Below are 11,742 nucleotides of genomic sequence, written 5' to 3'. Positions count from 1 at the left end.
AGCGCGAAAGAGTCGGATTCTTTAACCTACTGCAACTCCTCTTGATTTGTTTCCTGGTGATGCTTCCGTTCGTCTTGCTACTGGCCGGCCTTTTTTTCGGCTGACCCGCACACCCCCACCACAGGCCCCTACCCAGGGGCCTTTTTCTTTTGGAGACCGCCATGAGCATCTTCCTTACACCTGAAGAAGTCGCAGAACTGACCGGCATCCGCCGGGGCTGCAAGGGAAAGTCCCGCGAGCAGCGCCAAGCCACCGCCCTGAAATCCATGGGCGTGCCGCACTACATCAACGCCGCCAAGCGCCCAATCGTCGCTCGGGCCGCCATCGAAGGCTCAGCGGCGGCACTCGCAAAATCAAATGCTCCCGCCGTCGAGGCCTGGGAGCCGGTCATGCATTAGGAGCCAACATGCCAAAGCGCTTACCGACCCCTGGCCTCCGAGCCAAAAAGCAGCGCTCCGGGCGGATCTATTACTACCTCGAGATCGAAGACAGAAAGCAGATCCCCCTGGGTAGCGACTACATCCTGGCTGTCCAGAAATGGGCCGAGCTGACAAAAGCCAACGTCCAGCACGGCGCCACCTTCATTGATGTGATCGAAAAGTACGAACGCGAGGCCCTCCCCTTGCTGGCCACATCAACCCAGGCAACCCAGAAGTACGACATCAAGCACCTGCGTGACTTCTTCGGCAAGCCCTCCCCAGCTCCACTGGACGCGATAAAGCCATCCCACATTGCCAAGCTGCTGGAGAAGCACCGCACCAAACCCCAGACTGCCAACCGCCTGAAGCGGCTGTTCAGCGCCATGTTCAACCGAGCCAGGGCCTGGGGCTACACCGACAAGGAAAACCCCGCCACGGGAGTGCGGGGCCTTGCCGTGGGCAAGCGCGAGGTCTACGTCACCGATCAGGTTTTTAAGGCCATTTGGGACTGCGCCACAGCGCCGATCCGCGATGCCATGGACCTGGCCTACCTGACCGGCCAGCGCCCATCAGATTCCCGCGCGATGACGGATGAAGACATCGCAGATGGGACGATTCCAACCCGCCAGGGGAAGACGGGAACCATGGTGCGCATCCGAATTGAGGGTGAGCTGGCGGCCCTGATCAAGCGGATCAATGCCCGAAAGGAAACGCACAAGACCTGGACCTCTTACTTGCTGGTTTCTGACCGAGGGAAGCCCATGTCCAAGCAGATGATCCGAAAAGGCTTTGAAGATGCCCGCAGTGCAGCAGCCGAAGCCAACCCAGATTTGGCCGACGCCATCAAAGAAGCCTGGCTGTATGACCTTCGCGCCAAAGCTGCTGACGACACCGCTGACGCCCGGGGGGAACAGAGCGCGGCCGATCTTTTGGGCCATGCGAACGTCTCCACGACCAAGCGCCACTACCTGCGTCGGGGCAAGATCGTGGGCCCGACAAAGTAGCAAATCGCGCCAGTTTCGAGGGCATAATCCGGGGCGCGCTGGAATCCTTTCCGATGCGCGTCGGAAAGCGCTACACAAACCGTAGCGCGAAACGCAGTATCCATGCGACTGCCCGTAGCTCAGTTGGATAGAGCAACAGCCTTCTAAGCTGTGGGTCACAGGTTCGATTCCTGTCGGGCAGGCCAATCCTTGAACGCAGGCCCAGCCGGTTCGAGGCGCGCTCCCCAGTTTGATGATCCGGGCCCATGGCAGGGCCTTGGACGGTAGGCGCTTTACATTTCCTATCAAAGAGACACTTGAAGTTGGCGTCTGGCAGACCAGAATGACGCATGGACTCCACAGATGCTCAGTTACGCCAGCTGCGCCTGGCCGTGCACGATGCGCTCGCCGGGCTGGACGAGTTGATCTTGCTGCTCAAGATCGCCCAGCGCACGCCGGAAGCCCAGGAAGCAGAAGCTCTGACCCGCCAGACACTGGCTTTGACCCTGTCTGACGGCGGTCGAAAAAATAATAAAACATAAGCATTTCGGTATTGAATTAACAGCCTTTTCACCCGTAGCGGCTGGTCTTTACCGAACTTTCGCCCACCTCAAAAATTTCTCAAAAAAACTGTCAACCAAGTCTGCTGGCCTTTCGTTGTAGCTCCATCCACGGAGATTTCAAATGAATTCCAGCTTCGCCAAACAACCTGTCAACGCCTGGCCCCACGACGATCGCGATCGCAAGCGCAGCCCTCAGCGTTGACCCCTGGCCGGGGGAACCCTCTCCCCCCAGACGGCCCAACAACCCCACGACACCTCCCAAAAGCGCCTTGATTGGCGCTTTTTGTCGTTGGGCGATTCAATCTGTTGCGATGCAACGTCGCCTCCCACCACCCCTTTGCTCCCCGGTATTGACGATGGCAGCCGCCCCCAAGCGCGACGGCTGGGGTGTCCCCGCTCCGTCACGCCCCTGATGTAGGCATTGCTACATTGGCGCAAAATGCCGGCATGCAACTCAACTTCATCGCCAACGCATCGGTGCCCAGTTCTTCGGGCAAAACCCTGCCAGTGATCGATCCTTCGGACGGGCAGGTCTTTGATCATCTTCAGCGCAGCAACGCCCAGGACATCGACGACGCCGTCCGGGCTGCGCGTCAGTGTTACGACACGGTCTGGGGCAAGCTGAGTGCTGCCGAGCGCGGCCGATTGCTGATGCGCCTGTCGGTCAAGGTCGGCGAACATGCCGACGAACTGGCCGCCCTGGAGCAGCGCGACTGCGGCAAGCCGACCAAGCAGGCCCGGGCCGATGCCCTGGCCCTGGTGCGGTATTTCGAGTTCTATGCCGGCGCGGCCGACAAGTTCCACGGCGAAACCATTCCCTACCAGGATGGCTACAGCGTGCTCACCTGGCGCGAAGCGCACGGCGTGACCGGCCATGTGATTCCCTGGAACTACCCGATGCAGATCTTTGGCCGCAGCGTGGGCGGTGCCCTGGCGGCGGGCAATGTGTGCGTGGTCAAGCCAGCCGAAGACGCCTGCCTGTCGCTGATCCGGGTGGCGCAATTGGCCGCCGAGGTGGGTTTCCCGGCCGGCGCCCTGAACATCGTCACCGGCTACGGCCACGAAGTGGGTGACGCCCTCGCACGCCACCCCGGCATCGACCACATCAGTTTCACAGGCAGCCCCAAGGTGGGCACACTGATCCAGCAGGTGGCCGCCGAGCGGCACTGCCCGGTCACCCTGGAGCTGGGCGGCAAGAGCCCGCAAATCATTTTTGAAGATGCCGACCTCGATGCGGCCGTGCCGGTGATCATCAATGCCATCGTGCAGAACGCCGGCCAGACCTGCTCGGCCGGCTCACGCGTGCTGATCCAGGACAGCATCTACGAGCCCCTGCTGGAGCGCCTGGGTCATGCCTTCGAGGCCTTGCGCGTGGGCCCGGCCCACCTGGATCTGGATGTCGGCCCCTTGATCCGCCAGACCCAGCAGCAACGGGTCTGGGATTTCCTGTCCGACGCCCAGGTGGCCGGCATCGCCATGGTGGCCCAGGGCCGGGTGGTCGAAGAAGCCCCCGAAACCGGCTACTACCAGGCCCCCACGCTGCTGCGCGATGTGCCGGTGGACCACCGCCTGGCGCAAGAGGAAGTGTTCGGCCCCGTGCTGGCCGCCATGCGCTTCCGCGATGAAGACCACGCGGTGGAGTTGGCCAACGCCACCCACTTCGGCCTGGTGGCCGGCGTCTGGACCCGCGATGGCGGGCGCCAGTTCCGCATGGCCAAGCGCCTGCGCTGCGGCCAGGTGTTCATCAACAACTATGGTGCAGGTGGCGGTGTCGAGCTGCCCTTCGGGGGCGTCAAGTCCTCGGGTTATGGCCGCGAGAAGGGGTTTGAAGCCCTCTACGGCTTCACCACCCTGAAGACCGTGGCCATCCGGCACGGTTGAGGCCCACCCAGCTCAGGTTTTCTCAGCACGGTGGCGGTAGAGCGGCTGATCCTGCCGCCACCGCCCCAACAGCCCCCTCTGGAGACATTTCATGCGCGTGAACCAAAAATCGATCATCGTGACGGGTGCCGGCAACGGCATCGGTGAAGGCATCGCCAAGCGCCTGGCGGCCGAAGGCGCCCAGGTGCTCGTCAACGACATCAACGAGGCCGGCGGCCAGCGGGTGGTGGCCGAGATCACCGCGGCCGGCGGCACAGCCGCCTTCTTCAAGGCCGACGTCACCCGCTCGGACGAGGTCAAGACCCTGGTGGACGAGTCGGTTCGCCTCTACGGCAAGCTCGACGCCATGGTGAACAACGCGGGCTGGACGCACCGCAACCGCCCCGCCCTCGAAGTGAGCGAGGAGGAGTTCGACCGCTGCTTCTCCATCAACGTGAAGAGCATCTACCTCGCCACCTTGCACGCCACGCCGGTATTCCGCGCCAACGGGGGCGGCAGCTTCATCAACATCGCCTCGACCGCGGGCGTGCGCCCTCGCCCGGGCCTGACCTGGTACAACGGCTCCAAGGGCGCCGTCATCACCATCAGCAAATCGCTGGCGGCCGAACTGGGGCCAGACAACATCCGCGTGAACTGCATCAACCCGGTGTTCAACCCCGACACCGGGCTGGCCGCCGAGTTTGCCGGTGGCCCGGTCGATGACGCCCGGCGTGCCAAGTTTCTGGCCACCATTCCGCTGGGCCGCTTCTCGACCGCACTGGACGTGGCCAACGCGGCCCTGTACCTGGCCTCGGACGAAGCCGCGTTCATCTCGGGCGTGTGCATCGAAGTGGACGGCGCCCGCTGCGTCTGATCTCCCGTCAGGCAAGCCTCATGGATTTCCCCCATGAGGCCCGTCGGGGCTCTGCTTCTGGTGTACCGTTGCGCGCATGACCGGGGTGCCTGAACCAGGCCCCTCCCGACCCCCTTGCCTGCATGACAGAACGATCCCCCTCTCCGTCCGCGAATCGCATCATCCCTGTCGCCGATTGGCGCCAGTCGGGGCAGCGAGTTGCCGAAACCCTGCCCCTGATCCCGGCGCAGGGCCAGTTGCGCGATCGCCTGCACCGCCCCTTGCGGGATTTGCGCATCAGCGTCACCGACCGGTGTAACTTCCGCTGCAGCTATTGCATGCCCAAAGAGGTGTTCGACAAGAACTACCCCTACCTGCCCCACGCCTCGCTGCTGAGCTTCGAAGAAATCACCCGCGTGGCGGCGCAGTTCCTGGCCCATGGCGTGCGCAAGATCCGCCTCACCGGGGGCGAACCCCTGCTGCGCAAGAACCTCGAACACCTGATCGAGATGCTGGCCGCCCTGCGCACGCCCGATGGCCTGCCGCCCGACCTCACCCTGACCACCAATGGCTCGCTGCTGGCCCGCAAGGCCCAGGCCCTGCGCCAGGCCGGCCTGCAGCGCGTCACCGTCAGCCTCGATGGCCTGGACGACGCGGTGTTCCGCCGCATGAACGATGTCGACTTTCCGGTGGCCGATGTGCTGGCAGGCATTGAAGCCGCCCGTGATGCCGGCCTGGGCGCCCATGGCGGACTCAAGGTCAACATGGTGGTCAAGCGCGGCACCAACGAACACGAGATCCTGCCTATGGCGCGTTACTTCAGGGGGCGCGGCGTCACCTTGCGCTTCATCGAGTACATGGACGTGGGCGCCACCAACGGCTGGTGCATGGACGAGGTGCTGCCCTCGGCCCAGGTGATCGATCTGCTGAAGACCGAGTTCCCGCTGGTGCCGCTCGAAGCGGCCGCCCCGGGCGAAACCGCCCAGCGCTGGGGCTATGCCAACTCCGCAGGCGAATGGGACCCTGCCCTGGGCGAAGTGGGCGTGATCAGCAGCGTCACCCAGGCTTTTTGCCACGATTGCAACCGGGCCCGCCTGTCCACCGAAGGCCAGGTCTACCTGTGCCTGTTCGCCAGCCAAGGCCACGACCTGCGCGGCCTGCTGCGCAGCGGTGCCAGTGATGCGGAACTGGCCTCGGCCATCGGCCACATCTGGCAAGGCCGCAGCGATCGGTACTCCGAGCTGCGGGCCAGCCTGCCCGCCGAAGCCACGGCCCCGGCCAACGTCAGCCGCCGGGTTGAAATGAGCTACATCGGCGGCTGAACCCTGTCTTGCATGGCCGTGCCTTCAGCAGATATCCAAGCCCCCATCGGCCCGGAGCACATCACCGGCCTGGTCCTGGCCGGCGGCCAGGGGCAGCGCATGGGTCAGGAAAAAGGCCTGGTACAACTGCAAGGCCAAGCTCTGGCCTGGCACGCCTTGCAGCGCCTGCGGCCCCAGGTGGGCCCACTGGCCCTGAACGCCAACCGCCATCTGGACCGGTACCAGGCCCTGGGCGTGCCGGTCTGGACCGATGCGCCTGCCGAAGAGCCCCAAGGCCCGCTGGCCGGCATGCTCAGCGGCCTGCGCCACTGCACCACCGACTGGCTGCTGACCGTGCCCTGCGACGTGCCGAACTTTCCGCCCGATCTGGCCCAACGCCTGGTGCAAGCCCTGGGCACGCCACCCAAAGCCTTGGCCACCGTGCGGGCCTTCACCCCGGACGACAACGGGGGCGCCACACCCCAGGGGCGCCCCGGCCCCTGGCGCCAGCCGGTGTTCTGCCTGCTGCACCGCAGCCTGGCAGACGACCTGGCTCTTTGGCTGCAAGAAGGCGAGCGCAAGGTGGGCGCCTGGCTGAGTCGACACCCTCTGGGTGAGGCCGTGTTTGATCGACCGGAAGATCAACCCACGGACTTCGCCAACGTCAACACCCCGGCCGAGCTGGCCCGGTTGGCCTGAGCTACCCGGGCCATCACCCCTGGGCGAGTTGCCGTCCCAAGGCCGCCACCAAAGGTTTGTCGATGCGCGTCAGCAAGCCCTCGTCGCGCAAACCTGCGCGGTTGAGCAGCAGCACACTCACGGCCTGCAAACGCGGATACACCCGCCACTCGCCGTAGTGGCCCACACCGCCGCCGGCGTGCCCGCACCAGTGCTGCCCCTCCAGCCAACCGGTGAAGCCGCCCAGACCACGCGCCGGCCCCACCATGGGCACCGAATCGAACAAGCCTGAGAGGCAACCGCTGCTGGCCAGGCCATGACGCCCCAGCAAGCCCTGCAGGCTGGCGGCCACGCCAGCGGCATTGCCGATCAGGCCATTGCAGGCCTGGGCATCGGCCTGGTGGTGTTCCAACCGAACCCAGGCACCACTCACCCCAGCCACAAAGCGGTCGCGGTCCAGCATCCAGGCCAGCACGGGGTTCAGCCAGCCCCAGCGGGGCAAGGTGCCCCGAGCGTGCTGGGGCGGATCGGGCCGCTCAAAACTCAGGTGCCCGCCCGCGTGTGCCTCACCACCCAACAGGCCCTGCGCCTGCAGGTAATCTGGCAAGGATTGACGGGTGACCGCGCGCAGCACCTGGCCCAACCAGAGAGGGCCGATGTTCGAGTACCGGTACGCCCCACCGGGTGAACGAACCGGGCGCCCATGCTCGTCCAGCAGGGCCTGGGCCACCTTGTACGGGTCAAAGCTGTCGCGACCGAGGTGAATCCAGGCCAGGGGGTTGGGGTTGGCAAAGCCTGCCGTGTGCAACAGAGCCTGGCGCACAGTCGCGGTGCCCAGCTCAGCATGGCCAGGCAGGTAGGCCTGCAAAGGCTCATCCAGGGCCAAAAGCCCCGTCTGCACGCAACGCAACACCGCCGCAGCCGTCCACAACTGGGTGGCCGAATGCAGGTTGAAACGGTGGCTCGCCTGCAGCACCTGGCCTGTGCCAGGGTCGGCCAGGCCGGCCTGAAAGGACAGCCACGCCTGCTGACCGTGCATGAACAGGTACTGCACCCCCGGGCTTTGGCCCGCCGTCAGCAGCGTTTGCAACGATTGACGCGCGGCCTGCACAGCCGCCGCCTGCGGATCAACATCCATCTCCCTCACCCCCGAAGCGCCGGGCAACGCCCGTTGACGACAGGATACGGCGCCCACGAGGCAGTGCGCCACGCGCGCCCGTGTGCGTTGCGGCCAGACGACGCCGTCAAACCCCTGTCACCCCGCATGATGGGCCATCAACGCCGGCCCAGGGCCTTTTCAACCCCCATGTTGGCCAATGCGTCGGCGCGCTCATTGCCCGGGTCGCCGGCGTGCCCTTTCACCCAGCGCCACTCGATCTGGTGGCCGCCGGTGGCCACCAGCGCGTCCAGGCGTTGCCACAGCTCGGCGTTTTTCACGGGCTGCTTGGCGGCCGTCTTCCAGCCCTTGGCCTTCCAGCCATGGATCCATTCGGTGATGCCCTTGCGCACGTACTCGCTGTCCAGAAACAGGGTGACCTGGCAGGGCCGTTTGAGCGCCGTCAAGGCCTCGATCACCGCCATCATCTCCATGCGGTTGTTGGTGGTGCCCAACTCGCCACCGAACAATTCTTTCTCGAAGCTGCCCGATTTCAGCAACACGCCCCAGCCACCGGGCCCAGGGTTGCCCTTGCAGGCGCCATCGGTGTAGATCACAACATGGTTCAAAACTCAAAATCCTTCTGATTCAAAACGGGATGCCGACGCTTGGCCGGCCGCCTTGGCGGGTTGATGATGCTGGCGATTCACCGCCGGCACCGGCACCCCGGCCGGCCGGCGCGCGGTCTTCCAGGCGGGCCCCAGCAAGCGCATGCCGCGCACGCGCTTGACCGCGACCAGGCAATACGCGGCACCGAAGATCGGCCACCAGCGCGGGCCTGCGCGGTCCATCCATTCAAAACGCCGCAGCCATGTGTCAGTGTCGACCGCAGGTCGGTAGCAACCGAAGTCGGCCTCCTCGACCTCGAAGCTGAGCAGCCGCAGCCAATCGCGCAGCCGCAGGTAGCCCAGAAAATCGCCGGCCCCCGGCAGGTAAAGCTGGCCGCAGCCAAAACGCTGGTACAGGTGCTCGCGCCGCTGCCGCGCGCCCCACAGGCTGGTGGGGTTGAAGCAGCAGATCACCACCCGCCCCTCCGGCACCAGCACCCGCGCCACCTCGCGCAAGGTGGTGTGCGGGTCGTGCGACACCTCCAGCGTGTGGGGCAGCACCACCAGATCGAGGCTGGCCTCGGGAAAGGGCAGCGCCGCAAAGTCGGTCACCAGGGCGGCCCGCAGGCCTCCCGGGGCGGCCTGTACCTCGGTACTGTCAACGGCCAGCCACTGGTGCGGCATGCGGTTGCGCCGCAAGGCGTCCAGTTCGGGCAGGCCGAGCTGCAGGCTGTGGTAGCCAAAGATATCGGCCACAGCCGCATCGATGCGTGCCTGCTCCCAGGCCATCAGGTAGCGCCCGGGCGGGGTCTGAAACCATTCATGAAGCGACTGCATGGGCGGGCTGAAAATGCGAAACTCGGTGGCTGGGGCACGCCGGGTGGCGCCATGAAACCCGGCGCAGAAGCGCCGGGAACCAGCCCCAGAGCATAGCGCCTGCGATCCCCCTGCCAGCCCCTCATCTTTCTATAATCCGCCCGTCCATGACCACACACCTCATTCCCCTGCCGGCTTTCGCGGACAACTACATCTGGCTGCTGCACGATGGCCAACGGGCGCTGGTGGTCGACCCAGGCGATGCCCAACCCGTGCTGGACGCGCTGGCCCGCCTGCCGAGCCTGCGCCTGGAAGCCATTTTGCTCACCCACCACCATGCCGACCACACCGGCGGCGTGGCCGCGCTGCAGGCCCAAACAGGCGCCAGCGTGTGGGGCCCGGCGGGCGAAAGGTTGCCCGAACCCGTCACTCGGCTGAACGCGGGCGACTCGGTGGAAGCCGCCAGCTTCCGTTTTCAGGTGATCGGCGTGCCTGGCCACACGGCAGGGCACATCGCCTATTACCTCGAACACCCCGCCACCGACCCGACTGCCCCCCTGCTGTTCTGTGGCGACACCTTGTTCTCGGGCGGTTGCGGGCGGCTGTTTGAAGGCACGCCGGCCCAGATGCTGGCCTCTTTGGACCGCTTGAGCGCCCTGCCCGGCAACACCCGGGTGTGCTGCGCCCACGAATACACCTTGTCCAACCTGCGCTTTGCGCTGGCGGTCGAGCCCCACAACCAGGCCCTGATCGAGCACCAGGCCCAATGCATTGCACAGCGGGCACGGCATGAGCCCACCTTGCCCTCCACCATCGCGCTGGAGCAAGCCATCAACCCCTTCCTGCGCTCGCGCCAGCCCTCGGTGATCGAGGCCGTGCAAGCCCAGGCCCCCGACACCTCCGGCGCCGATGACGCCGCCGTGTTCGCGCAACTGCGCGAATGGAAAAACGACTTCAAATGAAATTGCTCACCGCGGCCTGTCTGGCCGCCTTGCTGTGGCTGACCGGTTGTGCCAATGCACCCAACCCGACCCCGGGCAGCCCGGAGGCCACCGCCTCCAGCACGACCAGCGCCGCCACGCGCCCGTCTGCCCCCCGCTCACCCATGACCCTGACGCTGGGAGGGGCCAATCCGCTGCAACCGATTGCCGCGGCCGAGGCCTACTCACGTCCGGTGGCCCAGTTGGCGGCACCGTCCGACATCTGGGAGCGCATCCGTTCCGGCTTTGCCATGCCCGACCTCGACACCGATCTGGTGCACGACCGGGAACAGTGGTACACCGCGCGGCCGGACTACCTCAACCGCATGACCGAGCGCTCGCGCAAATACCTGTTCTACATCGTTGAAGAGCTGGAGCGACGCGGCATGCCCACCGAACTGGCCCTGCTGCCCTTCATCGAGAGCGCCTTCAACCCGCAGGCGGTCTCGTCGGCCAAGGCAGCCGGCATGTGGCAGTTCATGCCCGCCACCGGCACCACCTTCGACCTCAAGCAGAACGTCTTCCGCGATGACCGGCGCGACGTACTGGCCTCGACCCGGGCCGCGCTCGACTACCTGCAAAAGCTCTACAACATGTTTGGCGACTGGCAACTTGCCCTGGCGGCCTACAACTGGGGTGAAGGCAGCGTGGGGCGGGCCATTGCACGCAACCAGAAGCAAGGCCTGGGCACCCGCTATGTCGACCTGAGCATGCCCAACGAAACCCGCTATTACGTGCCCAAGCTGCAGGCCGTGAAGAACATCGTGGCCAACCCGGAGCTGTTCCGTGCCGAGCTGGCCCTGATCCCCAACCACCCCTATTTCGAGACGGTGGACATCCCCGGCGACATCGACGTGGCCCTGGCCGCCAAGCTGGCCGAAGTGCCGTTGGACGACTTCAAGGCCCTCAACCCCTCGGTGCACCGGCCCGTGATCCTGGCCGCTGGCACGCCCCAGATCCTGCTGCCCTGGGACAACGCCACCATCTTCAAGCGCAACCTTGAAACCTACCACGAGCGCCTGGCCACCTGGACGGCCTGGACGGCCCCCAGCACCATGTCGGTGGCCTCGGCCGCGCAGCGCGTGGGCATGAGCGAGTACGACCTGCGCAACGTGAACAACATCCCGCCCCGCATGCTGATCAAGGCCGGTTCGGCCCTGATCGTGCCCCGCCTGGGCGCCCTCGACAACGATGTGGGCAGCCGGGTGGCCGATGCCGGCCAGCTGGCACTCGCGCCCGAGATCGTCACCCGCCGCACCGTCGTCAAGGCCGGTCGCAAGGACACCGTGCTCAGCATTGCCCAGCGCTACAAGCTCACCGTCAGCCAGGTGGCCGACTGGAACGACACCAAGACCTCGGCCGCCTTCAAGGTGGGCCAGTCGGTGATCGTGTACCTGCCCTACCAGCCACGCACCCCCAGCCTGGCCAGCCACAGCGGCTCGAGCAGCAACACCAAGAGCGCGCCTTCGCGCGCCACAGTGTCCAACACCAGCAGCCGGCCCACCCGCCAGGCAGCGCGCAGCGCCGCGGCACCCACCCGCAACACGCCAACGGCAGCGCCGTCGCGGCGCAAGCACTGAACGGT

12 protein-coding genes and 1 tRNA gene are annotated in these 11,742 nt (G+C 65.7%); 10 read left to right on the top strand and 3 right to left on the bottom strand.

Annotated features, from left to right (window positions below; all coding sequences use genetic code 11):
- The first annotated feature begins 161 nt into the window (after nt 1–161).
- The 8 genes from F624_RS0105630 (at nt 162) to mobA (ending at nt 6,678) form a co-directional block, all read left to right on the top strand.
- A complete protein-coding gene (locus tag F624_RS0105630; protein WP_031254214.1) occupies nt 162–398 on the top strand; it encodes a DUF4224 domain-containing protein in 237 nt (78 codons plus the stop codon).
- A gap of 8 nt (nt 399–406) precedes the next feature.
- On the top strand, nt 407–1,423 hold the full coding sequence (locus F624_RS0105625) for a tyrosine-type recombinase/integrase (RefSeq protein WP_019573295.1): 1,017 nt from the start codon (nt 407–409) through the stop codon (nt 1,421–1,423).
- A gap of 108 nt (nt 1,424–1,531) precedes the next feature.
- Nucleotides 1,532–1,608, top strand: a tRNA-Arg gene (locus tag F624_RS0105620).
- 144 nt (nt 1,609–1,752) lie between these two features.
- Nucleotides 1,753–1,944: a hypothetical protein gene (locus tag F624_RS0105615; protein ID WP_019573294.1), complete on the top strand. Its 192-nt coding sequence runs from the start codon at nt 1,753–1,755 to the stop codon at nt 1,942–1,944.
- Between the two features lie 468 nt (nt 1,945–2,412).
- Nucleotides 2,413–3,846 (top strand): aldehyde dehydrogenase family protein, encoded by a 1,434-nt coding sequence (locus F624_RS0105610; protein WP_027478643.1) that lies wholly within the window; start codon nt 2,413–2,415, stop codon nt 3,844–3,846.
- Between the two features lie 91 nt (nt 3,847–3,937).
- Nucleotides 3,938–4,699 carry an SDR family oxidoreductase gene (locus F624_RS0105605; protein ID WP_019573292.1) on the top strand — a complete coding sequence of 254 codons (762 nt, stop codon included), beginning with the start codon at nt 3,938–3,940 and terminating at the stop codon, nt 4,697–4,699.
- Between the two features lie 122 nt (nt 4,700–4,821).
- Nucleotides 4,822–6,000 (top strand): GTP 3',8-cyclase MoaA, encoded by a 1,179-nt coding sequence (moaA, locus tag F624_RS0105600; RefSeq protein ID WP_019573291.1) that lies wholly within the window; start codon nt 4,822–4,824, stop codon nt 5,998–6,000.
- A 12-nt stretch (nt 6,001–6,012) separates the two neighbouring features.
- Nucleotides 6,013–6,678, top strand: coding sequence for a molybdenum cofactor guanylyltransferase MobA (mobA, locus tag F624_RS0105595; protein WP_019573290.1), 666 nt, complete (start codon nt 6,013–6,015; stop codon nt 6,676–6,678).
- Between the two features lie 13 nt (nt 6,679–6,691).
- On the opposite strand, the gene F624_RS0105590 is transcribed toward mobA, so the two are convergent.
- From F624_RS0105590 to F624_RS0105580, 3 genes are all read right to left on the bottom strand, one after another.
- Entirely contained in the window at nt 6,692–7,795 is a 1,104-nt protein-coding gene (locus tag F624_RS0105590; protein WP_019573289.1) for a serine hydrolase domain-containing protein, read from the bottom strand.
- 137 nt (nt 7,796–7,932) lie between these two features.
- Nucleotides 7,933–8,382 (bottom strand): ribonuclease HI, encoded by a 450-nt coding sequence (rnhA, locus tag F624_RS0105585; RefSeq protein WP_019573288.1) that lies wholly within the window; start codon nt 8,380–8,382, stop codon nt 7,933–7,935.
- Between the two features lie 3 nt (nt 8,383–8,385).
- A complete protein-coding gene (locus tag F624_RS0105580) occupies nt 8,386–9,198 on the bottom strand; it encodes a class I SAM-dependent methyltransferase (protein WP_019573287.1) in 813 nt (270 codons plus the stop codon).
- A gap of 146 nt (nt 9,199–9,344) precedes the next feature.
- Here F624_RS0105580 and gloB point away from each other — a divergent pair, with 146 nt between their 5' ends.
- Both gloB and F624_RS0105570 read left to right on the top strand, forming a co-directional pair.
- Complete coding sequence (gloB, locus tag F624_RS0105575) at nt 9,345–10,139, top strand: hydroxyacylglutathione hydrolase (protein ID WP_019573286.1); 795 nt, start codon at nt 9,345–9,347, stop codon at nt 10,137–10,139.
- Nucleotides 10,136–11,737, top strand: coding sequence for a transglycosylase SLT domain-containing protein (locus tag F624_RS0105570; RefSeq protein WP_019573285.1), 1,602 nt, complete (start codon nt 10,136–10,138; stop codon nt 11,735–11,737). The genes gloB and F624_RS0105570 overlap by 4 nt, the downstream gene beginning before the upstream one ends.
- Nucleotides 11,738–11,742 lie beyond the last annotated feature (5 nt).

The organism is Curvibacter lanceolatus ATCC 14669 (genome assembly GCF_000381265.1).
GTDB lineage: Bacteria > Pseudomonadota > Gammaproteobacteria > Burkholderiales > Burkholderiaceae_C > Curvibacter > Curvibacter lanceolatus.
Note: the sequence above shows the minus strand (reverse complement) of the source record. Positions and strands in the feature narration are given on the sequence as shown.

What these genes read in the sequence shown, in the direction of transcription:
- F624_RS0105630 (WP_031254214.1), top strand. Translation starts at nt 162, where the DNA reads ATGAGCATCTTCCTTACACCTGAAGAAGTCGCAGAACTGACCGGCATC.
- F624_RS0105570 (WP_019573285.1), top strand. Translation starts at nt 10,136, where the DNA reads ATGAAATTGCTCACCGCGGCCTGTCTGGCCGCCTTGCTGTGGCTGACC.
- F624_RS0105625 (WP_019573295.1), top strand. Translation starts at nt 407, where the DNA reads ATGCCAAAGCGCTTACCGACCCCTGGCCTCCGAGCCAAAAAGCAGCGC.
- F624_RS0105615 (WP_019573294.1), top strand. Translation starts at nt 1,753, where the DNA reads ATGGACTCCACAGATGCTCAGTTACGCCAGCTGCGCCTGGCCGTGCAC.
- mobA (WP_019573290.1), top strand. Translation starts at nt 6,013, where the DNA reads ATGGCCGTGCCTTCAGCAGATATCCAAGCCCCCATCGGCCCGGAGCAC.
- F624_RS0105605 (WP_019573292.1), top strand. Translation starts at nt 3,938, where the DNA reads ATGCGCGTGAACCAAAAATCGATCATCGTGACGGGTGCCGGCAACGGC.
- F624_RS0105610 (WP_027478643.1), top strand. Translation starts at nt 2,413, where the DNA reads ATGCAACTCAACTTCATCGCCAACGCATCGGTGCCCAGTTCTTCGGGC.
- moaA (WP_019573291.1), top strand. Translation starts at nt 4,822, where the DNA reads ATGACAGAACGATCCCCCTCTCCGTCCGCGAATCGCATCATCCCTGTC.
- gloB (WP_019573286.1), top strand. Translation starts at nt 9,345, where the DNA reads ATGACCACACACCTCATTCCCCTGCCGGCTTTCGCGGACAACTACATC.
- F624_RS0105580 (WP_019573287.1), bottom strand. Translation starts at nt 9,198, where the DNA reads ATGCAGTCGCTTCATGAATGGTTTCAGACCCCGCCCGGGCGCTACCTG.
- F624_RS0105590 (WP_019573289.1), bottom strand. Translation starts at nt 7,795, where the DNA reads ATGGATGTTGATCCGCAGGCGGCGGCTGTGCAGGCCGCGCGTCAATCG.